The 20891-nt window shown below is 71.3% G+C and carries 17 protein-coding genes and 3 pseudogenes; 7 read left to right on the forward strand and 13 right to left on the reverse strand.

Translation table 11 applies throughout. The features are described from left to right. Positions 1-24 precede the first annotated feature (24 nt). Both OHB56_RS19690 and mshA read right to left on the reverse strand, forming a co-directional pair. Positions 25-546, reverse strand: coding sequence for a YbjN domain-containing protein (locus OHB56_RS19690; protein WP_326753468.1), 522 nt, complete (start codon positions 544-546; stop codon positions 25-27). Beyond that, positions 539-1876, reverse strand: a complete 1338-nt coding sequence (mshA, locus tag OHB56_RS19695) for a D-inositol-3-phosphate glycosyltransferase (RefSeq protein WP_406354734.1) — start codon at positions 1874-1876, stop codon at positions 539-541. The genes OHB56_RS19690 and mshA overlap by 8 nt, the downstream gene beginning before the upstream one ends. 306 nt (positions 1877-2182) lie before the next feature. On the opposite strand from mshA, the gene OHB56_RS19700 reads away from it, so the two are divergent. The 3 genes and pseudogenes from OHB56_RS19700 (at position 2183) to OHB56_RS19710 (ending at position 6442) form a co-directional block, all read left to right on the forward strand. Then, positions 2183-2974, forward strand: a complete 792-nt coding sequence (locus tag OHB56_RS19700) for a class I SAM-dependent methyltransferase (protein WP_406354736.1) — start codon at positions 2183-2185, stop codon at positions 2972-2974. 261 nt (positions 2975-3235) lie between these two features. Then, a pseudogene (locus OHB56_RS19705) lies at positions 3236-4333 on the forward strand (NlpC/P60 family protein); the annotation flags it as partial. Positions 4334-4894: 561 nt separating this feature from the next. Then, positions 4895-6442 carry a PP2C family protein-serine/threonine phosphatase gene (locus OHB56_RS19710; protein ID WP_406354738.1) on the forward strand — a complete coding sequence of 516 codons (1548 nt, stop codon included), beginning with the start codon at positions 4895-4897 and terminating at the stop codon, positions 6440-6442. Between the two features lie 76 nt (positions 6443-6518). Here the strand turns inward: OHB56_RS19710 and OHB56_RS19715 are convergent, their stop codons facing one another. The 3 genes from OHB56_RS19715 to OHB56_RS19725 all read right to left on the reverse strand — a co-directional run bounded on the left by OHB56_RS19715 (position 6519) and on the right by OHB56_RS19725 (position 8370). Continuing rightward, positions 6519-6851 (reverse strand): DUF2516 family protein, encoded by a 333-nt coding sequence (locus tag OHB56_RS19715; protein WP_350849359.1) that lies wholly within the window; start codon positions 6849-6851, stop codon positions 6519-6521. A gap of 153 nt (positions 6852-7004) precedes the next feature. Further along, on the reverse strand, positions 7005-7622 hold the full coding sequence (locus OHB56_RS19720; protein ID WP_326753472.1) for a hypothetical protein: 618 nt from the start codon (positions 7620-7622) through the stop codon (positions 7005-7007). 76 nt (positions 7623-7698) lie between these two features. Then, a complete protein-coding gene (locus OHB56_RS19725; RefSeq protein ID WP_326753473.1) occupies positions 7699-8370 on the reverse strand; it encodes a helix-turn-helix transcriptional regulator in 672 nt (223 codons plus the stop codon). A gap of 340 nt (positions 8371-8710) precedes the next feature. On the opposite strand from OHB56_RS19725, the gene OHB56_RS19730 reads away from it, so the two are divergent. After that, entirely contained in the window at positions 8711-9406 is a 696-nt protein-coding gene (locus tag OHB56_RS19730) for a TnsA-like heteromeric transposase endonuclease subunit (protein ID WP_406354740.1), read from the forward strand. A gap of 42 nt (positions 9407-9448) precedes the next feature. Here OHB56_RS19730 and OHB56_RS19735 read toward each other — a convergent pair whose 3' ends face one another. Continuing rightward, positions 9449-10072, reverse strand: a complete 624-nt coding sequence (locus OHB56_RS19735) for a TetR/AcrR family transcriptional regulator (RefSeq protein ID WP_406359155.1) — start codon at positions 10070-10072, stop codon at positions 9449-9451. Between the two features lie 69 nt (positions 10073-10141). On the opposite strand from OHB56_RS19735, the gene OHB56_RS19740 reads away from it, so the two are divergent. Then, positions 10142-10564, forward strand: coding sequence for a hypothetical protein (locus OHB56_RS19740; RefSeq protein WP_406354742.1), 423 nt, complete (start codon positions 10142-10144; stop codon positions 10562-10564). A gap of 206 nt (positions 10565-10770) precedes the next feature. Here OHB56_RS19740 and OHB56_RS19745 read toward each other — a convergent pair whose 3' ends face one another. Beyond that, complete coding sequence (locus OHB56_RS19745) at positions 10771-11496, reverse strand: class I SAM-dependent methyltransferase (RefSeq protein WP_406354744.1); 726 nt, start codon at positions 11494-11496, stop codon at positions 10771-10773. Positions 11497-11823: 327 nt separating this feature from the next. Here OHB56_RS19745 and OHB56_RS19750 point away from each other — a divergent pair. Next, positions 11824-12614 (forward strand): annotated as a pseudogene (locus OHB56_RS19750) (GNAT family N-acetyltransferase); the annotation flags it as partial. A gap of 518 nt (positions 12615-13132) precedes the next feature. Here the strand turns inward: OHB56_RS19750 and rox are convergent. From rox to OHB56_RS19775, 5 genes and pseudogenes are all read right to left on the reverse strand, one after another. After that, positions 13133-14614 (reverse strand): rifampin monooxygenase, encoded by a 1482-nt coding sequence (gene rox, locus OHB56_RS19755; protein ID WP_406354746.1) that lies wholly within the window; start codon positions 14612-14614, stop codon positions 13133-13135. An 853-nt stretch (positions 14615-15467) separates the two neighbouring features. Then, a pseudogene (locus tag OHB56_RS19760) lies at positions 15468-15548 on the reverse strand (SAM-dependent methyltransferase); the annotation flags it as partial. Between the two features lie 49 nt (positions 15549-15597). Beyond that, positions 15598-16845 (reverse strand): aminotransferase class V-fold PLP-dependent enzyme, encoded by a 1248-nt coding sequence (locus OHB56_RS19765; protein WP_406354748.1) that lies wholly within the window; start codon positions 16843-16845, stop codon positions 15598-15600. 164 nt (positions 16846-17009) lie between these two features. Beyond that, complete coding sequence (locus OHB56_RS19770) at positions 17010-17207, reverse strand: hypothetical protein (protein ID WP_406354749.1); 198 nt, start codon at positions 17205-17207, stop codon at positions 17010-17012. 165 nt (positions 17208-17372) lie between these two features. Next, positions 17373-19565: a phosphotransferase family protein gene (locus OHB56_RS19775; protein ID WP_406354750.1), complete on the reverse strand. Its 2193-nt coding sequence runs from the start codon at positions 19563-19565 to the stop codon at positions 17373-17375. Between the two features lie 329 nt (positions 19566-19894). Between OHB56_RS19775 and OHB56_RS19780 the strand changes: the two genes are divergently transcribed. Continuing rightward, the gene (locus OHB56_RS19780; protein WP_406354752.1) at positions 19895-20140 is read left to right on the forward strand and encodes a hypothetical protein; all 246 of its coding nucleotides are present in this window, start codon (positions 19895-19897) and stop codon (positions 20138-20140) included. On the opposite strand, the gene OHB56_RS19785 is transcribed toward OHB56_RS19780, so the two are convergent. Next, complete coding sequence (locus OHB56_RS19785; protein ID WP_406354753.1) at positions 20131-20874, reverse strand: HAD family hydrolase; 744 nt, start codon at positions 20872-20874, stop codon at positions 20131-20133. The genes OHB56_RS19780 and OHB56_RS19785 overlap by 10 nt on opposite strands. Positions 20875-20891 lie beyond the last annotated feature (17 nt).

The raw sequence follows: 20891 nt of genomic DNA on the forward strand, positions 1-20891 counted from the left end.
CGCCGACGGTCGCCTGCGCCGTCGTCACTCTCCCGAAGGGCGCTGCAACAGCCGGGTGAACGCGTCCAGGTTCCGGGTCGACTCGCCGCGCGACACCCGCCAGGCGTGCTCCTTGCGGATCGCGGTGGCGAACCCGAGCTCCAGAAGGGTGTTGAAGCTTCCGTCGGCCGCCTCCAGGACCTGACCGAGCAGCCGGTCGACCTCGTCGGGGGTGACGGCGGCCAGCGGGAAGCGGCCGGTGACGTAGATGTCGCCGAGCGGGTCCACGGCGTAACCCACGCCGTACAGCTTGAGGTTGCGCTCGAGGAGCCAGCGGTGGACGGCAGCCTCGTTCTCGTCTGGGTGGCGGACGACGAAGGCGTTGAGGGAGAGCGAGTGGCGACCGACGATGAGGGAGACCGTCGTGGACAGCTTGCGGGTGCCGGGCAGCTTCACCACGTACGTGCCGGGGGCCGGACTCTCCCAGTCGAGCTCGGCGTCCTTCAGCACGCCCTCGACGACCTGTGCCGCCCGCTGCTCCGCTTCCGCCGCTGCCCTGTCAGCCATGGTGGGAGCGTACGTGACGGCGGTGCGCCTGCGTCGCGGCCGTGTAGACGTCGGCCGTGGCGGCGGCCGCCCTGTCCCAGCCGAAGGACCGGGCGTGCAGGGCGGCGGCGTCGCCCATCCGGTCCACGAGGTGCGGCGCGTCGGCGAAGTCGCGCAGCACGCGCGCGTACGCGCGCGGGTCGTGGCCCTGGACGAGGAAACCGGTGTCCCCGTCCCGTACGGCCACCGGCAGCCCGCCGACCGAGGCCGCGAGCACCGGGGTACCGGCCGCCTGCGCCTCTATGGCGACCAGCCCGAAGGACTCGCTGTAGGACGGCATGACGAGGACGGACGCGGCCCGGAACCAGTCCGCGAGCTGCTCCTGCCCGACCGGCGGACAGAACCGTACGACGTCGGCGATGCCCAGGCGGGCGGCGAGCTTCTGCAGCCCCTCGGGCTTGGTGAGGCCGCTGCCACTGGGGCCGCCGACCACGGGGACACAGATCCTCGAGCGCAACTCGGGACGCTCGTCGAGCAGGACGGCGACCGCGCGCAGCAGCACGTCCGGAGCCTTGAGGGGCTGGATGCGGCCCGCGAAGAGCGGGATCAGGGCGTCCTGGGGCAGACCGAGGCGGGCGCGCGCGGCGGCCCTTCCGTCGGCGGGGCGGAAGCGGGACAGGTTGACGCCGGGGTGGACGACGGCGACCTTGTCCCGCTCGGCCTCGTAGTGCCGGACGAGCTCGTCCGCCTCCTCGGCGGTGTTGGCGATCAGCCGGTCAGCGGCGGCGACGATCTGGGTCTCGCCGATGACGCGGGCGGCCGGTTCGGGGGTGTCGCCGTCGGCGAGGCTGGCGTTCTTGACCTTGGCCATGGTGTGCATGGCGTGCACCAGGGGGACGCCCCAGCGCTGGGCGGCGAGCCAGCCGACGTGACCGGAGAGCCAGTAGTGGGAGTGGACCAGGTCGTAGTACCCGGGCCGGTGGCCGGCCCACGCCTGCATCACGCCGTGCGTGAAGGCGCACAGCTGGGCCGGCAGCTCCTCCTTGGCGAGGCCCTCGTAGGGGCCCGCGTCGACGTGGCGGACGAGGACACCGGGCGCCAGGTCGACGGTGGGCGGGAGGGCGGCGGCGGTCGCGCGCGTGAAGATCTCGACCTCGATGTTGATCGCGGCGAGGCACTGGGCGAGCTCCACGATGTAGACGTTCATGCCGCCGGCGTCGCCGGTGCCCGGCTGGTGGAGCGGGGAGGTGTGCACGGAGAGCATCGCCACACGGCGGGGCCTGCGGTGCAGTCGCAGCCGCGGGGGCGCGGCGGGGGAGCGCCGCCCGAGCCGGGCGATGTACTGGCTCACGTGCCGGTCCTCCTCGCTGCGGGCATGGCTTTCGAGGGCATGCGGTGCGCCCTCCAGTCCCCCAACACCGGAAGGATGCGTTCCCATTTCCGGGCGACCTTCCCGGATCGGGTCTTTGCCGAATCATTACCGGATGTCGCTCAACCGTTCGAGCGTGGGGCGTGGAGGACACGCGCGGGCACGCCGGGTGCGCGGTACCGGTCGATTCGGACCCGTTCCCGGCCCCCGCATACCCTCGTACGCATGACCGCCCGCGCCGCCCCCCTCCCCCACTCTCGACCGCGCTCGAGCGGGGGGACCCCCATCGTGGGCACGGTGACGCGCGGAACGACCAACCCGAACCGCCTGCGCCGCATGGACCGCTGGATCGCGGCCACGCACGGCGCCGAACTGCGCCGCGCCGACCACCCCGTCGTCGTCGACCTCGGCTACGGCGCCGCCCCCTGGACGGCGGTCGAGCTGCTGCACCGCCTCCGTACCGTGGCCCCGCGCGCGCGGGTGGTGGGCGTCGAGATCGAACCGGCCCGGGTCACGGCGGCCCGCCCGTACGAGCGCGAGGGGCTGTCCTTCCGGCACGGCGGCTTCGAGATCCCGCTCCCCGGCCGGCCGACGCTGGTCCGCGCGGCGAACGTCCTGCGCCAGTACGACGAGGCCGAGGTCGCCGCCGTATGGCAACGGCTGTGCGCGCGGCTCGCACCGGCCGCCCCGGGACGGGGCTCGCGCGGAGGGCTGCTGGTCGAGGGGACCTGCGACGAGATCGGACGGCGGCACGTATGGGTCGCCCTCGGCCCCGAAGGACCGCGCACGGTCACGTTCGCGACCCGCCTCGGCTCCCTGGAGCACCCCTCCGACCTGGCGGAACGCCTGCCGAAGGCACTCATCCACCGCAACGTCCCCGGCGAACCGGTGCACGCCTTCCTGCGCGACTTCGACCGCGCCTGGGCGGCGGCGGCGCCCTACGCCTCGTACGGCGCCCGCCAGCGCTGGATCCGCACGGTGCGGGATCTCGCGGCCGACTGGCCGGTGACGGACGGCCCGGCGCGGTGGCGGCAGGGCGAGGTCACGGTGCGGTGGGAGGCCCTGGCACCCCGGAGGTGAGCCGGCCCTCCTCCTGCGGGCGAGCCGGGAGCCAGTCGGCACTCCGGCATTGCGGCACTCCGGCATGCCGGCACCCGGACCGGCACCCGGACCGACACCGGGGACGATCCCCATGAGTCGTTCGTCACATCGAGGGGGCGATCGTCATGGCGAGGCGGGGGAGGTGGGAAGTGTTACCTCTGGTCACTTCCCAGGTCGGCGTGGCACCATCCCCCGGGCGACGGAATGTTACTGACGGTTACCCAGTTTGGGGGCGGAGTCATGAAGGTGGGCAGGCGCATTCTGACGGCGACGGCGGTGACCGTGGCCTGCGCGATCACCGTGCTGGCGGCACCGGGCGCGGCGTTCGCGGCTCCCACCCCTCAGCCTTCCCCGAGCGCGACCGCGAGCCCCGGCGCGCAGGCCGGCGAGAACCCCGAGGCCGCCCCGTCCAAGGACCTCGAAGCCGTACGCAAGAAGCTCGAGAAGCTCTACCGCGCGGCGGCCGTCGCCACCGAGGAGTACAACGCCTCCGAGGAGAAGACGAAGCAGCAGTCCGCCGAGATCGTCAAGCTGACCGGGAGGATCGTCAAGGGCCGGGAGAAGCTGGACGACCTGAAGGACCGCGCGGGCGCCGCGGCCGCCTCCCAGTACCGCGGCGGCGGGCTGCCGCCCGAGGCCCATCTGATGCTGAGCGACAGCCCCCAGGACTTCTTCGTCGGCGCGGGCCGGCTACGTCAGGGCCAGCACGCGGCCAAGGGCCTGCTCGGCGAAATGCAGCGGGCCCAGGAGGACCTGGAGCAGTACGCGGAGGACGCCGAAGCCCAGTGGCGGAAGCTGGAGACGGGCCGCAAGGCCAGGGCCAAGGCGCAGAGGAAGATCGAGAACAAGATCGCGGAGGCCGAGAAGGTCGAGTCCGAGCTGGAGCAGGAGGAGAAGGAGCGCCTGGCCGAACTGGAGCGACAGGCCGCCCAGAAGGCCCAGGCCGCCTGGCTGAAATCCGGCGCCCTCGAAGGCACCGCGGCCGCGGCGACCGCGCAGGGCGAGAAGGCCGTCGCGTACGCCACCGCCCAGATCGGCAAGCCGTACGTGTGGGGCGCCGAGGGCCCGGAGGCGTACGACTGCTCGGGGCTGACCTCACAGGCGTGGACATCGGCCGGTCAGACCATCCCGCGCACCTCGCAGGAACAGTGGAGACGACTGCCGCGCGTCGCCGTCGAGGACATGCGGCCGGGCGACCTCATCATCTACTGGAACGACGCCAGCCACGTCGGCATGTACCTCGGCGACGGCTCCATGGTGCACGCCCCGCGCCCGGGACGGACGGTGACGACCGCCGGTGCCGGTTCGATGCCGATCCTCGGGGTGGTACGCCCGGGCGGGACCGCCGACGGAAGCGGCAGCAAGAACAAGAAGGAGAGGGAAAGGGAGCGGGAGAAGGAGAGCGGGCGCGGACACAGGAGCGGAAGCGGGAACGCGAACTCGGCATCGCACACGACCGAGACCGCGAAAGCGCGCCCGGACGCGGACAAGAACGCGACTGTGTCCGCCGCCGCGGACACAGCCGCGAACTGAGCGACCCGGGTCTCGCGCCCTTCCACTCCGCCCCGAACCGGCCCGCTCGACTCGCCCGCTCGATCCGCCCGTGACCTGCGCCACGTGACCCAATCCACGTAATCGGCGCCGCCAAACCTCCGCGGACGTGACGTTCGTCATTCCGGCTGCATCCCCGAGCCTGTCCAACTGCTGCCCATTACGCGGCATATGACACTGGCTGATGGCCGAACGGCGTGCTCCACGCCATTCCGCTGCGGCACCGGCACCCGCTATCGTCCCCGCTGGAAAGGGGCACCCCTGCTCGCACGGAGTCGGCGAGCACGGGACGGGCCGAGAGCCCGCGCCCCCACCACGCCCTCGGGGGGAGGGAAGGAACCCGGAACCATGCCCGTATCCGTACCGCGGCAGAGAACGCTCCCGGCCGCGGAAAGCGGTCAGGCGCACGCCGCATCCATGAACAGCGGCCCCGCCGAGAGCGCCCCGGAGACGGGGACGACGGCCCCGCACACGGCGGAAAACCCCGCGACCGTCACCACCGGCAACGCCGCGAACGGCAGCGCCGAAGGCGCCACCTGCGCCGAAACCGACACTGACCCCAACACCAATACCGACATCGACACCGCGCACCACACGGGGAAGGCCAGGACCAGGATCACGCCGGACAGCGCCGAGGCGACTTCGACCGCCCCCACCAACCTCACCCTGCTGCTGATCGAGGACGACCCGGCGGGCTCGCCGATCGTGCCCGACCTGCTCGACCGGGGCGGCAAGCCGATCCGCGTCCGCACCGCCCGCAACCTCACCGAGGCCGAGCGGCTGCTGACCGACGACGTCCACTGCATCCTCCTGGACCTCGCCCTGCCCGCACCCGGCAGCAGGCCGGCGAACGGCGGAAACGGGACGAACGGCGTGAACGGCGCGAGCGGCAGCGGTGGCGACGGCGGTGAGGGCGACGACGAGCTCGCCGTGCTCAAGCACGTGCTGGAACTCGCGCCCCGGCACGCCGTCCTCGCGCTGACCACGTCCGGCGACGCCGAGCGGGGCGCCGAGGCGGTGCGCGTGGGCGCCCAGGACTATCTCTTCCGTGACGAGCTGGACAGCAGGCTGCTGAGCAGGGCGATCCGGTACGCGGTGGAGCGGAAGCGGTCCGACTCGGCCGAGCGCCGGCTCGCCGAGGGCAGACTGCACGCCCGGGAGAACCGCCGGCTGGAACGCGGACTGCTGCCGACACCGCTCCTGGACGGCTCCCCGCTCCGCTTCGCCGCCCGCTACCGTCCGGGCCGCTCGCGCGCCCTGCTCGGCGGTGACTTCTACGACGTCGTCCGCACCCCGGACGGCACCGTGCACGCCATGATCGGCGACGTCTGCGGCCACGGTCCGGACGAGGCCGCCCTCGGTGTGGAGCTGCGGATCGCCTGGCGGGCGCTGACGCTGGCGGGCCTGTCGGGGGACGAGCTGCTGGGCACGCTGCAGCAGGTGCTGGAACACGAGCGCGCGGACGACGAGATCTTCGCGACCCTCTGCGCGGTGGACATCTCCCCCGACGGCCGGGAGGCGGGCCTGTGCCTGGCCGGCCATCCGTCACCGCTGCTCGCCCGCCCGGGACACCCCGCACGGCTGCTGCCCTACGACGACAACGGCCCCGCGCTCGGCCTGCTGCCCGGCGCCCGCTGGCCGCGTACACAGGTGGACCTGGGCACCGAGTGGAGCCTGATGCTCTACACCGACGGCCTGATAGAGGGCCGCGTCGGCGACAGCGGGGAACGGCTCGGCCAGGACGGCATGGTCGGCATGGTCAGCCGTCAGCTCACCGACGGCCTGCGCGGCAAGGAACTGCTCCGGGCGGCGGTCAACGAGGTCCGCGACCTCAACGGCGGCGAGCTGACCGACGACGTGGCGGTACTCCTCCTGGACCGGGTGCCCCAGCCTTGACCGCGGCCGGTCCGGTGCGTTCCGGTCCCGCTCGACCCGATCCGACCCGACCCGATCCGGCCCGGGCCAGCGCCTTTTACCGTCCGCCGTTGTACGGGCCGTAGGGGCCGTCGCTGCTGGAGCCCCGGTGGCTGCGCCCGCCACCGGAGAGGCCGCGCAGGGCGGGACGGACGTCGACCATGTAGACGATGGTCGCGATGAGCCCGATGATCGGCAGGAACGACAGGATGTCGAAGATCAGGTTCACCACGAAGGCGAGCCCGAGGATGATCAGCCAGAACGGCTTGGTCTTCTTGTCCGCCGCGCGATAGGCGTCCTCACGGCGGGTGGCCGCGTCGATCAACGCGAAGCCGCTGAAAACGATCAGGGCCATGTTCAGCAGCCACAAGAACCCCGTGAAGCCCTGCATCAGCACAACGTCCACCACCCGACTCGGCTCGTCCTTACGCGGTCACCGTACCCGCAACCGCCGGCCGGTTATCCGTAGAACGGGCCGGACACCGCGAGAGTGCCCGGCCCGTTCGGTTCCATCCCCTGCTCACCGCTGCCGCTCCGCTCGCGGCTACTTGATGGGCGGCGTCGTCTTCTTGGTCGTGACCTTGCGCACCTGGGCCTTCTTGGCGGCGGCCTTCTTCGCCTCGTCCGAGGCGGTCGGAGCGGCCTTGCCGCCCTTGACGGCCTCGTCCTCCTTGACCTCGACGGCCTCGAGCTTCGGCTTGGGCTCGGCCTTCGGCTCGACGGCGACGGCGATGTCCTCGATGCCCTCGGCGGCCTCGCCGCGCCAGGTCTTCACGGCCTGCTCGCCGTGCTCGGCGACCTTCTCGTACGTCTCGCGGGCCTTGACGGCGTACTCGGCGGCGACGCCGACGCCGCGCAGGGCGAGGTCCTGAGCGGTCTCGCCGACCTTCTTGAGGTCGGTGTCGAGCGAGCCGAAGAACTCGCCGACCTTGGCCTGGACGGTCTCCTGCGTCTCCTTGACCCTGATGGTCGCCTTCTCCTGGACGGCCTTCGGGTCGGTGTGACGCACGGCCTCGATGCGCGAAGGAGCCTCGGCGCGGATCTGCTCCACCAGCCCCGGCACCTTCTTGGCCTGCTGCAGAGCGAGATCGGCGGTGCCGGCGGCGAAGTAGAGGGGGGTCGGGTTGCTGAAGGTCTTGCGCAGGTCGTCGGTGATGGCCATGGTGAGGGTCCTCCCGGATTCGTTTTCGGCTGAGGGTCTGTGTGATCCGCGGCGGCGGCCGGTGCCCTGGTCCGGCTCAGTCGGCCGTCCGCTGCGGATCGGTGTCGGTGCCGCCGGCCGTACGGGGGCGGCGCTCGGCGGACGTACCGCCCTTGCTGCGGGAGGGAGTCCGGCGCTTGGCGGACGAACCGCCACCGCCCTGACGCCCCCGCCGTATCCCGGCACCACCCCCGGAACCGTCCGTCACGTCCGAAGCCTCCGCGACTTCCGGAACCCCGGCTCCCTGAGCAGCACCGGCACCCCCGACGACACCCACGACATCGACGTCGACGGAGGCGACGGCGTCGACCGTGTCCACGCCACCGGCACTCCCCGTCGTCTCACCGCCCTCGGGACCCACAAACCCGTTCTCCTTGCGGAAGGACTCGTAGATCTGGAGCAGCACCTGCTTCTGACGCTCGGTCAGGGTGAGATCGGCGAGGATGACGGCCCGTGTCTCCACGTCGTCACGGTCCCGCTCGGCGTCGAGGATGCCGGCGCGCACGTACAGCGTCTCGGCGGAGATCCGCAGCGCCTTGGCGACCTGCTGCAGCACCTCCGCGCTCGGCTTGCGCAGCCCGCGCTCGATCTGGCTCAGATACGGATTGGACACACCGGCGGCATCGGCGAGCTGCCGCAGTGACAACTGCGCGTTGCGCCGCTGCTCCCGCAGATAGTCACCGAGATTGCCGACGTTGAGTGATGCCATGCCTCCACCCTGCCGCACACCGCTAACTATTGCAAGCACCTGCTTGCAATAGTGCGCCATGCTGGGCCGGAGGCGAGCTGAGCCTGAGCACTTGTCCCGTCTCCGTGCAGTTGAGGCAGTCCCGGTCTTTGTGAGGCATCTGGTCACACGTCTCGCTCAATCTCGGGCATTCGGTGCGGTGTCTCGGTCAACCTGAGGCAGTGGTTCGCTCCGCCTTCTACGGCCGTCGTACCGGGTCAGCGCCGAGTGGGGGTGGCTGGTGGAGGCAGGGGACTTCTGGCTGGAGTACGTCGACAGCCGGGGCGAGTCACATGGTGGGCCGCTTGAGGTGGCGTGGCCTGTGTACTTCGAGGCGGTCGGGCAGGTTCGGGGGTTTCCGTCGTACCGAGGGCAGCGCAATTTCCCCGGCTGGTACTGGGCTGCGACCAGCGCCGAATTGGTGGGTTACGAGTCGTGGGTGGAGCTCAGCCACCTGATGCGCCTGGATGCCGAGCCGGAGGTGGTCGGGGTGGCTTCCCAGCCGTTTCAGCTGTCGTGGCGCTACGGCGGCGGGCGTCGGCGGATCAGGCACACGCCGGACTATTTCGTGCGTCGTCGGGCTGGCAGGGCAATGGTGCTGGACGTGCGTCCGGACGAGTTGGTCGAGCCGGAGGACGCGGCGAAGTTCGCGGCTACGGCCGTGGCGTGCGCCCGGGTCGGCTGGGACTACGAGCGGGTCGGGATGATCGGTCCGGTGCTGGCGGCGAAGCTGCGCTGGCTGTCGGACTACCGGCACCCGAGGGTGCGGTGTGAGCCGGTGGCGGAGTGTCTGCGGGCGGTGTTCGCCCAGCCGCAGGGCTTGTTTGCCGGGGTCCGGGCGGTCGGAGATCCGATCGCCGTGCTGCCGGTGCTTTTCCATCTGCTCTGGCAGCGGGAGCTGGCCGTGGATCTGGTGGGCGAGCGGTTGTCGGCGGCGACGGTGGTGCGACCGGCACCCGCCGCGACGGGGGAGGTGGGGAGCGGTGCCGGCGCGTCCGCGGCTTCTGTGCAGATCTGACGCGTGGTGGTGAGCCCGAAGACGCATCATCTTGACTGGTCATCACAAAGCATCTGTGTCGTGATCCATGAGGGACATCCCTGATGCCAGAGCGCGGGCAGTGTCGGCGAAGTACTGCTCGTCGGCACCAGGGGCAAGACCGAGGGGGACGCCCTGGCTGAGGCCGACGAACAGTGCCCTGAGCGCGGTGGTCAGGCGTTGTGCCTGTTGCGACGTCACGACGCTTCCGTTGTGCGACCTTCCGGTGAACAGCGCGATCAGATGGGTCTCCTGTGACCGGATGGACGTGGCGAGCTGGGACCCCAGCTCTGGGTCATGCAGGGCCATGTCCAGCAAGGTGGTCTGGAGCGACAGGCGGGACAGCGCGTCCGGGGCGTCACAACTGCGCCGGTAGTACCGGGCGAAGGAGTCGACCGCTTCCAGCAGGTCAAGTCCAGCGGGAACCGCCTGCTCGATCTCCTCGTAGTACGGCCGCAGGTAGTCGGCGACCAGGGCGACCACCAGGCCGTTCTTGCTCCCGAACAGCGAGTAGATGGCGCCGGTGGTCAGGTCGGCGCGTTCGGCGATCTCATCAAGCCTGGCCCGGTACCCGTCCCGGGACACGACCTGGAACGCAGCGTTCAGCAAGGCGCGGCGATTGCGTTCCTTGGCCTCCGCTCTCGTCATTCTCATAGTCAGATTATTGCCGTAATCTCGTTACGAAACCAGTCGGGACGAGCTTCGAGGAGGACGCTCATGAACCAGGTCGTGGCATCGCGGGTGACCCGCCAGACGGTGGGTGCCATCGCCGATGGCGCCTTCAAGGTGTTGCTTGCCGCTGTCTCTATCGCCGGAGCTGCCCCGCTCGGCCGGTTACTCGGCACGCCAGCCTGGCTGATGGTCGTCTCAGGCGTGGCCCTGCTGATCGGCGGCGGCATCGAGATCAGATACACGCGCAGCCGGTCGATGCGCACCTATACGCAGCTCATGATTGCCTACGACAGTGGCTGGGTGTTGGCGGCCCTGACCGGTCTCCTGATGGCGTGGCAGGGCAGCAGCGCCGGGGGTGAAGTCTGGATGGGGTACCAGACAGTCGCCCCCATCGTGTTCGCCGCTCTGCTGGTCGTCGCTGCTCCTACGCAGATGACCTCGGCCACTCAGCGCGACACCTCGGATTGAGCGAGACAGCCGACCCGCCTCCGTCTCGCTCAAACTGAGGCACCCCAGGTCATGCACTCACGCTGCCTCACCTTGAGCGAGACCGGACACGAGCACGACGGGTGCCGTGTCCGCTCCCAGCGCTTGTGAGGGTTTCCCACGGGATCTGCTCGGCGAAGTGACCGAGTCCCGGTCGATCTGCGCGACGAGGTCCCTCGGGGGCCGGCCTATGGACGTCGCGCGACGAAGACGAACTCCTTGCCCGGCCTGTCAGGCGCGTCGCGGACGCCCTCCACCTCATAGCCCTGCGTGATCAGCTCCGTCACGACCTCCTGCCGTTCGCGGAAGCGCAAGGTGGAGTCCGACGTCAGCACCTGCCCATCGGCAGCGAACACATAGGTCCAACGGAACGTCACCAGCGGCTCGCTCACCTCCATCACCTGGACCCAGCTCTCGACGGCGCCGACACCCGGGATCTCCGTCACGCGATACGAGGCCTCGCGGTTCCACTCCTCCCAGGCGCGTCCGGCCGGATCCCGGGTCTCGAACACCAGACGGCCGCCAGGTCGCAGTGCTTCGTACGCGCCACGCAGGGTCTCCCGCCATGCCTGCGGATCGCGGATCTGCTGGGCGACGTTCGCCGTCATGGTCGCCAGGTCGACCCGCAGCGGCGGGAGTGTCGTCGCATCGCCGCAGATCCAGCGCACCCGCTCGCCGCCCGGCTTGGCTCGGGCCACGTCGATGGACGCCTGCGCGGGGTCGACGCCGACCACCTCGATCCCGCGTTCGGCCAGCGCGAGTGCGAACACACCTGTCCCACAGCCGATGTCCACCACCTGACGTGCCTCGAACTCCTCCGTCATCTCCACGTACGCATCGAGATCGCTGCGATCGGGGTCGAGCGGGTCATGGATCGCGGCGAGTCGTGGATGCCCGAAACACTCGTCAGCCATGCGGCCGACCGTATGGGGGCCGGGCTTGCCTGCCTAGTCGATTTCCCCGGCCGGCAGAGGTGCTGGTGTCCCCATCGGACGAGATCTCCAGCTGGCTCTGGGCGTGAGAACCGTTCTCGTGAACAGTGCCGCACAGGGCCGGGGAGGCAAACGGGCACGGAAAGTCGATGGGGCGTGCCACGACCCCGCTGCCCGTCGGAGGATCCATGACCACTCGCCTCAACGGAGTTGAAATCCCGAACTCGGCCCGGCCCTGAGGCCCAAGGTCCGCTTCCTCGCCTGGCGGAAACCCGTTGGGTTCCTCTCCAGTGCGGGGAATCATGAAGCATGCACTCGGACGGCTGGCACCTCACGGAAGACGTCGACGACTTTCTCACCCGGGCCGGAGACTTCCTGCGCTCGCGGCCCGGCTCGCACGTCATGCAGCTGACGTGGGCCGAGAGTGCGAGCATGCGGGGCGGACGCGTTCGGCACCGAAGCCCCCGTCTTCGGAGTGCTGGAGCGAGCGGGTGAGGTTGGCGCCACCTTCTACCGCCTCCCGCCTCCCGCCCCGTGCTCTGGGCCTCTCCCCGCTCACGCCCGAGGAGGCCGACTCCCTCGCCGCCCACCTGGCCGCCCTCGGGCACTCCCTTTCCCGCGTCAGCGCGGACCACGGCACCGCCACCGTTTTCGCCGAGGCCTGGCAGCGGCACACCGGCGCGACGCCGGAACTCCGCGGCACGCGGCTCCGTCTGTACCGCCTCGGCACGCTCACCCCACCGGAGCCGTTGCCGGCGGGCCGGGGCCGCGTCCTGGGCGAGCAGGACCTCGACCAGGTCATGTTCTGGTGCGGCGAGTTCGCCAAGGCCGTCGGGGAAGACGTCTCCATCAGCGACGACACGTGGGCCGGCACCCGCTTCGCCGACAAGCGCTACACGCTCTGGGAGACCCCGGACGGCACTCCCGTCTCCCTCGCGGGCATGAACCCGATGATCGGCGGCCAGATCCAGGTGGACATCGTCTACACCCCGGCCCACCTGCGCGGGCGCGGTTACGCGGGCGCCGTGACGGCGGAGGTGAGCCGGGCCGCGCTGGCCGCGGGCGCGAGGGAGGTCGTGCTGTTCGCGGGCCTGTCCAACCGTTCCTAGGCAGTGAGCAGGAGTGAGTCCTGACTCTCCGGCACGCCCCGAACGGTCTTGGGCGCACTGGTCCTCCGCTTTCGCATCCTGGGCGGCGACGCATATCACGTATGCGGTCCGTCCCAGGCGGGCGGAATCCCTACGACCTGGCCATGCGGGTGTGGCCAGAGGCGACGGGGAGGCCCCGAACCATCTCTCCGGTAGAACGGGGGCCCCGACTGCCGACGCCACACCCGGCGTCCCAGATCGCACCGAGTGCGTTACGTGCACCCAGCCAGGCACACCCACGGAACTTCACCCCGTTCACTCAAACGTGCCCATCCCATTTGATCCGCCCAGTGCCGTGGCCGGTGAGGTGTCGGTGCCGCCCCCGTCCCGGACGGCCGGGACGGCCGGGACGGCCGGGACGGCCGGGACGGCCGGGACGGCCGGGACGGCCGGGACGGCCGGGACGGCCGGGACGGCCGGGACGGCCGGGACGGCCGGGACGGCCGGGACGGCCGGGACGGGGGCGGCACTCAGCCGGTGGCAGTGCCGAACCACCGGGGAAGTCGGTCGAGGAGATCCCGCTGGTCCTCGCCGACCCACGCCACATGTCCGTCCGGCCTCAGCAGCACCGCGGGGACGTCCAGTTCCTCGCTGACGTCGACCACGTGGTCGACCCGGTCCGCCCAGCCCTCCACCGAGAGCCGGCCGCCGGTCTGGTCGAGCAGCAGTCCGCGGCCGCCGTGCATCAGCTCGTACAGGCGTCCTCGCTTCAGCCCCACGTCCCGCAGCCGCCGGCCGAGGAGTTCGTGGCCCTCGCCCGAGTCGTGGCCGACGTCGTAGCGGACCCCGATCGCGGTGATCTTCTCGATCAGGTGGCGGTTCACTTCCTCGAAGTCCATCAGCTCCGACAGCAGCCGGCGCACCGACCGGGCCCCCGGCTCCACCGACAGCAGGAGCATCTGCGCGCGGGTGTTGTCCAGCACGTCGGCGGCCACCGGGCGCCGTTCGGTCTGGTAGCTGTCCAGCAGTCCTTCGGGTGCCCGGCCGCCCACCTCGGCGGCAAGTTTCCAGCCGAGGTTGAAGGCGTCCTGGATACCGAGGTTGAGGCCCTGCCCGCCGGTCGGCGGGTGGATGTGCGCAGCGTCGCCGGCCAGCAGCACCCGGCCGCTCCGGTAGCTCTCGGCGAGGCGGGTGGCGTCGCCGAAGCGGGAGATCCGGCGGGGTGAGTGCACGCCGAAGTCGGTGCCGGCGAACGCCCATAGCTGCCGCTTGAGTTCGTCGAGGGTCGGCGGGACCGTGCGGTCCTCGGCCACGCCCTCGGCGGGCACGATGACGCGGTACACCCCGTCCCCCTGGGGGATGAAACCGAACAGCAACTGGGTCCTGCGGACCTCGGCCACCACGGCGGCCATCGTCTCCGGTGGTACGCCCAGCTCCACCTCGCCCAGCAGCGTCTCGACCCGGGAGGGCTCGCCGGGGAAGCCGACGCCGAGCAGCCTGCGCACCGTGCTGCGGCCCCCGTCGCAGCCGACGAGGTAGCGCGAGCGCAGCCGCGTGCCTCCCCCGCCGGCCACGCCCTCTTGGGCAGAAGCGCCCCCACCGGCCAGCTCGGCGGTCACCCCGTCCGCGTCCTGGCTCAGCCCGACCAGTTCGCAGCCGTACCGGATCTCGGCGCCGAGTGCGACGGCGTGCTCGGTCAGCAGGCGCTCGGTGACCGGCTGCGGAATGCCGAGGACGTAGGAATGCGCGGTGTCCAGCCGCTCGGGCCACCCCTTGTCGATGGCGGCGAAGAAACCGCCGACCGCGTACTTCCGGCCCAGCGCGAGGAACCGCTCCAGCAGCCCGCGCTGAGCCATCACCTCGATGCTGCGCACGTGCAGCCCGAGCGCACGGGCGTACCCGGTGGGCCCCGCCTCCTTCTCCAGCACGACCACCCGCACACCCTGCAGCCGCAGCTCAGCGGCCAGCATCAGCCCGGTCGGCCCGCCGCCGGCCACGATCACGTCAATCATGAAAAACCCAACCCCCGGATGAACGATGTCGGATGCCGACCGGACCGCACCGCGTGCGACGCCGACGGTGCGACGCCCCACGCGAGGCGCCTACCTCGACAACAGCGCACACACTTCGCGAATCACCGATTTACGCAGGTTCCGGCCCAGGGCGACGATTCTGCGGCACGACCGGGGCCTTGCCGCAAGCCCCCCGGTGCGCTATACGTTGAGAAGGGCAAGGAGACGGGTTCTCTCCTTGCCTTCGTCGTTTCGTCGTTTCGTCCTCCCGGGCCTCCCAGGATGCTCAGGCCTCTCAGACCTCTCAAGTCGCTCAGGCCGCTCAGTCCTCCCGGCCTCTCAGGTCCCCTCGCCGACCTGCCCGCCCGAACCGGGACGGACGCTACGAGCCCCCCTACAGCCACTCCAGGTCACAAGCAGGTGCAGGGACTCGGTGGCGGATGCTTCCCCGGCCGCGCAGTGGAAGCCGTCGGTGGCGTCGGCCAAGTCTTGGAGGAGGAAGCTCCTGTCCTGACGGCGGCTTCTTCCCGACACCACCCCGAGTCTCGGACCCGCGCCTTCGCCGGTCGCGAACGCCGTCGGCGTGACGGGCCCGGCGGCGCGGGCGCCGGTGGTTGACCTTCACCTTGGGTGAGGCCGCAGCCTCAGGAGGGCCGGGCAGAGGGCCCGGCGTCAGGAACCGGGGTGAACGGTATGCACGTCGAGCTGCATCGGATCCGTGCTCAGGAACTCATGCGGGAAGCCGACGCGTACCGGCTCGCCCGGCAGGCGAGGCGCGCACCGCCGGATCCGAGGGCCGCGCCCTCTTTTCCCACTTTTCTCACGCAGTGCCGAGCCCGCCTCCAAGCGATCCTCACGGATGCCGCGCGACGAAAACGGACTCCCCGCCCGGCCGGTCGGGAGCGTCGCGTACGTCCTCCGCCACACGGCCCTGCACGGCCGGTTCCCCCCGGGACGCGGGCGGGGCGGAACGCCGGTCGCCGCTAGGAAGCGCGGGGCCGCCGCTCTGCGCGGGCCACGCGGGCCCACTCTCCGAGGATCGGAACGCAGTGCTCGGCGAAGTACTCGTAGTCCTCGGCGGTGTTGTAGACGTGGGCGGAGAGCCGCAGGTAACCGATGCCGTCGAAACTGGTGAAGGCGGCCTCCACCCCCAGCTCCCCGGCCGCCCGGTCGCGCAGCGCGTCGGCCGAGACGCGGCTGTCGGCCAGTCCCTCGGGCAGCCGCACCAGCCGCATCCCGGGCACGGGCATGCCGACGTCCACCGGGCCGTCGAAGCCCGTCAGTCCGGCGAGTGCGGCGCCGATGGTCCGCTCGGCGTAATCGGCCAGGTCGTCCATGTAGCGGCGGGCGGCGGGCCAGCCCCAGGTGCTCTCGACGAGGCCGATCGCGGTGGCGGCGGCCAGAGGGCCGGTGGCGTCGATCGTGCCCTGCTGGTCGAAGCGGTCGGGGTACGGGTCCTCGGCCCCCCAGGAGTCGATCAGCGGATACAGGTCGTCCCGCTGCGGGCCACGGGCGATCAGGGCGGCGGTGCCGCGCGGCGCGCAGGCCCATTTGTGCAGGTTGCCGACCCAGAAGTCGCAGGCCGTCCCGGTGAGCGGGGCGGCGATCAGCCCCGGCGCGTGCGCGCCGTCGACGAGCAGCGGGACACCGCGCCGCCGCGTCTCGGCGCCGATCCGCTCCACCGGCATGCGGCGGGCGGTCGGCGAGGTGATCTGGTCGACGACCACGAGGTCGGTGGCGTCGCTCAGCTCGGCGGCCACGGCCTCGTACGCCTGCTCCTCGTCCGCGTCCAGTGGCACCGCGGCCGTACGGACCCGGCCGCCCCAGCGGCGTGCCAGGCGCTCGGCGCCCATGGTGACGGCGCCGTAGCCGTGGTCGGTGACGACGATCTCCCCGCCGTGGCGGCGTTCGAGGTTGGCGTAGACGACGCTGGCGCCGGCGCTCGCGTTCGGCACCAGGGCGAGGTCACCGGGGTCCACCCCGAGGAACGCGGCGAGGTCGGTCCTGGCCTCCGCGAGCCGCTGCGGCAGCGCGGGGAACCAGACCACCGGCGCGCTCTCCATCTCCTCCCGCACCCGCTGCTGATGTTCCTGCGCCACCAGCGGGACCGCCCCGAACGAACCGTGGTTGAGGTGCCGCAGGGCCGGGTCCAGCGACCACGCGTGGAGAGCCGGCCGGCCGTCGGCCAGCAGCAGGGGGCGCGGTGCGGTGATGACCTCGGTCTCGCTCACATGACTCCCGTCCGGGTCCCGGGAGAAGCCCCGGATACAGCGCTCTCGCACCGGCAGTCGTCGGACCTCCGGCACGGAAAGACTCAAGACATAAGACGACTCGGGATGGTGGCACGGGATTTTCGGCCCTGCCAAGCCCTCCGCAGCGGGAGACGTCTGATGACTCACCACGGATACGTCCCAGGCGCCGGAAGCCGCATCGACGAGGACAGTGGCGTCACGGCGTCGTGGAGGACGTGGGCGACCAGGCTGAACAGGACACCGCCGAGGAAGGCCTTGCCCTCCGGGGCGTCCCCCACGGGCTGGACGAACTGCGCGGTCGGCCCGTTCACGCAGATGACCGGCAGGACGACGCGGGTCACGGCGGGCTCGAAGCGTTCCTGGAAACGCCGCGGTCGCTGCCCACCCTCCCTCCATCCGCTGCCCTGGTCACGCGCTCCGGCATGCCGAACTCCCTCCGCGCACAGCGACTGACGAGACCTCACATGCCTGTGTTCGAACCGGCTTTCGTTGGATCCATGGCCCGTCTACACCACGGCACGGGCAAGACGGGGAGCGGCGGTGCCGCGGAACGGCAGACCCAGCGTTCCGATCGCCACCGCCAGCGTCATGGCGTAGGAGTCCACCGCGCGCCGGACGTTGGGGGCGTCCAGGCTCGCTCCGGTCACGATGCGATCGAGGTCGATGTAGGCGGAGCGCACGATCTCCAGCCGGCGGTACACCTGCCAGTCCTTCTGCCAGTCACGGGTGCACTCGGGTGCCAGCCGGCGTTCCCAGCGGCGGAACATCCGGTCGCGGATCTCCGGGCGGGTGGGCGTCAGGTGCATGTGGCGCACCAGGTCGTAGAGGGGGTCGCCGACCAGGGCCATCTCCCAGTCGATGATGGTCAGCGCGAAGGCGTCGTCCCTGCGTACCAGGTTCCACGGGTTGAGATCGCCGTGCAGCAGGGAGGGCTTGCGGTGGCTCACCTCGTGGCGGGACAGGATCTGCCGAAGGCGGTCGGCGTCCGGCAGTCCGAGATACCGCGCCAACCGTTGTGACTTCTCCGGAAGTTCGGCCACCAGCAGGACCAGTTGGTCTGTGAGCGAGGGGTAGAACCCTGCCGCCCCGACCAGCGGATCGAGTGGTGTGCAGTCCACCCGTGTCAGGGCGCGGAGCTGGTCCACGAGACCGTCCGCCTCGTGCGGCAGCAGGCCGTCGACCGGGTGGTTCGGAGGGCGGTCGGCATCGGCCGGGCCCTCGTAGGTGTGGATGGCGAAGGGATCGTCCGGGTGGCTGACTCCGAGCGCCAGGGTTCTCGGCGCGGCCACCGGGACGGGCGCTTGTTCGATGAGCCGCAGAACGGCGTGCTCGCTGAGGATGCCGCGTTCCCGGCCGCATACGTCGGGCAGCTTCCGGCGGACGACCACGAGGCGGCCGGTGCTCGGCACCCGCACCACCGTGTTGAGGTGAGCGGTGCCCTTGAAGACGCGGTCGGCCGAAGCCGCCCCCTCGAGCGCCAGGGCCTCCCGCACCGCGGACCCGGGGAAGTCCGCGGGCTGCTCGAGGCGCCGGTCCGGTTCCCAGGTGAAGGCTCTGGCGCTCGGGCCGCGCCCGGTGCGGTGGCCGCTGTCGTCGTGGGCCGCCAGCCGGCGGAACAGCGCACGTTCGATCTCCCGCTCCCCCGGCACGCTCCTGAGCCGCAGTGGTTCGGACGCCGCCTCCAGCGCCCTGCGCACCTCCGCCACCGCCTCGTCCAGCTTCTTCTGGGTGAACGATTCCTCCAGGGACCGCACCGCCCGCATGACGTCGGGGTACACGGACTGGGCCCGCTCGAAGGCCAGGTAGTGGCGCAGGTCCTTGCCCAGCCCGTTGACCGCGGCCGGACGGACCTCCCGCATGGCGTCCGCCCAGGCGTCGACCACTTCGGACCGCTGGTGTTCCGGATACCGCATCCGCACGAGATGGGTCGCCAGGTCGTGCAGCGGGTCACCGTAGGTGGCCAGCTCCCAGTCGACGCAGACGAGTGACAGGTCACCGGGGTACGACACGATCACGTTGTCGCGGTGCAGGTCGGCGTGGAGCAGGCTGTACGGTCGCCGGGCCATGGCGGGCGCCCGTTCGGCCAACGCGGTCAGGGCGTCCTCGGGAACGCCGAGTGCCGCGAACAGCCCACCGAACGACTTCCGGTGGGGCTTCCTGATCTGCTGGTCCGCCAGACGGGCCAACGTACGCAGAAAGCCCTGGCTGTCGGTGTCGTTGCTGGGCCAGACGGACGGCAGCGGGGGGAGCCCGGTGCGGCGCACCTGGGCCGTCCCGGCCAGCAGGCGGGCCATCTCCTGGACCATCAGGGTGTCGACGGGTTTGTCGTTTCCGCAGACGCGGGAGAGCGGGACTCCCTGCACATGGCTGTGGATCGCGAACCCGTGTCCCCTGGCCAGGACCTCCGGCACGTGCGGCAGGGTCCTCCTGACGGCGTCGAGGATCTCCTGCTCGTTGCGCCACGTTCTGATCACCACCGGCAGCGCTTCGGCACGCCGGACCCGCACGGTCACCGGCGTACCGGCCGCACGGCCGAGCGGCCTCGCCATGGCCGGCGTGACCGGCACGACGTGGTTCTGGTGGTGGTGCCCACCGATCGCCTGTCCCGTCCGCACGGCCAGGTCGAAGAAGGCGCGGTGTCCCTGGTCGGGCACGGGGCGTCCCCCGGGGGCGGGACGGGGAGGGGACGATGCGCCCACTGGCCACTCCGGAAGTGCGGGGGAGGGAGTCACGACATGGCAAACGGTAAGCACGGGGCCGGTGTCACGCGCGATGAGGGTCGCGCGACGGAGTGGCGCGACGGAGTGGCGCGCTGGGCGGCACAGGTGGTTGGCCCCCTGCTGCGTGAGGGCCGCGCAAGCTCGTTCCAGGTTGGCTTGTCAGCCTCTTGTACGAACGCGGGAGAGCGTTTGCTCAGTCGGTGCGGGCATGCTATCGGAAGGCGGGCGGAAACCGGCTCAACCATCGGTGGAGAGCGGATTCCCCACCGATGCGAACCACTGCCGCATGCCGGTGCACCGTGTCGACCGTGTCACGGGAGGCACCGAGCTCCTCGGCCGGATCGCGCTGCGACGGCAGGGACGACCGTCACCGCCGGTGGACGGCTGCCGGTGCGGGGCTCGGGGAACTGTTACCGGGACCGGCCGCGGAGACCGCGCTCGGCGTGGTCGGCCCGGCGGTCCCGCTCCTCCACGGCGTGTGGGCGCGGACTCGGCAGGACGGGCGTGCCGTCGGCGCCGCCCTGCTGCCGGCCCCGCTGACGCTTCAGGCCTGAGGTGCCGTGCGGAGCAGGGCGAGGACGGGTTCCAGGGAGGGCAGGATCACGGTGGCGCCCGCGGCTTGCAGGACCTTTTCCTTGTCCTCGTTGCGGGCGTAGCCGAGGAAGGGCACGCCGGCCGCCGTGGCGGCATGGAAGTCGGAGGGGGTGTCGCCGATCATCAGGGCGGAGTCCGGGGCGGCGCCCATGGCGTTCAGGGCGCGGTTGATGCAGTGGGGGTCCGGCTTGAGCCGGCTGAGCTGCTGGGTGCGGCCGTAGACGTGGGGGGCGAAGCAGCCGAGGAGGCCGCGGTCGGTGAGGTACTTGCGGACCACGCGGGGGGAGTTGTTCGTCGCGATGGCCGGCCGGGGGCCCACCGCGGTCCAGGTGCGGATCAGCGGGTCGGCGTAGGGGGTGGGCCGGGCCGAGGAGGCGGCCAGCATTTCCTCCTGGGTGAGCCGCGCCTCCAGCTCGGCCACCAGGTCGCTGCCCGGGTGCCTGCGGTCGACGGCGCGGAGCACCGCGTGCGGGTCCAGTGACTCGCGTTCGGGCTCCGTGAGCAGGCCGTGCAGGCCCCGGCCCTCCAACCACTCGACGAGGTCCGTCGCCACCCGCTCCGCCGAGTGGCCCGCGAAGAGACGGCAGATGGGCCCGTCGAAGTCCCACAGCACGACACGGGCGCCGCTGATCAGTTCCTTCAGTCCGTCCGGATCATTGAGGTCCTTCTGGTCGTTCTCGGTCTCGTGTGTCACCTGTTCGGTCTGCGTCG

The sequence above is a fragment of the Streptomyces sp. NBC_01635 genome (assembly GCF_045209715.1).
GTDB classification, from domain to species: domain Bacteria; phylum Actinomycetota; class Actinomycetes; order Streptomycetales; family Streptomycetaceae; genus Streptomyces; species Streptomyces hirsutus.

Coding starts and splice junctions, on each gene's coding strand:
- OHB56_RS19690 (WP_326753468.1), bottom strand. CDS start 546: ATGGCTGACAGGGCAGCGGCGGAAGCGGAGCAGCGGGCGGCACAGGTC.
- OHB56_RS19710 (WP_406354738.1), top strand. CDS start 4,895: ATGCCCGTATCCGTACCGCGGCAGAGAACGCTCCCGGCCGCGGAAAGC.
- OHB56_RS19715 (WP_350849359.1), bottom strand. CDS start 6,851: ATGCAGGGCTTCACGGGGTTCTTGTGGCTGCTGAACATGGCCCTGATC.
- OHB56_RS19720 (WP_326753472.1), bottom strand. CDS start 7,622: ATGGCCATCACCGACGACCTGCGCAAGACCTTCAGCAACCCGACCCCC.
- OHB56_RS19725 (WP_326753473.1), bottom strand. CDS start 8,370: ATGGCATCACTCAACGTCGGCAATCTCGGTGACTATCTGCGGGAGCAG.
- OHB56_RS19735 (WP_406359155.1), bottom strand. CDS start 10,072: ATGACGAGAGCGGAGGCCAAGGAACGCAATCGCCGCGCCTTGCTGAAC.
- OHB56_RS19740 (WP_406354742.1), top strand. CDS start 10,142: ATGAACCAGGTCGTGGCATCGCGGGTGACCCGCCAGACGGTGGGTGCC.
- OHB56_RS19745 (WP_406354744.1), bottom strand. CDS start 11,496: ATGGCTGACGAGTGTTTCGGGCATCCACGACTCGCCGCGATCCATGAC.
- rox (WP_406354746.1), bottom strand. CDS start 14,614: ATGATTGACGTGATCGTGGCCGGCGGCGGGCCGACCGGGCTGATGCTG.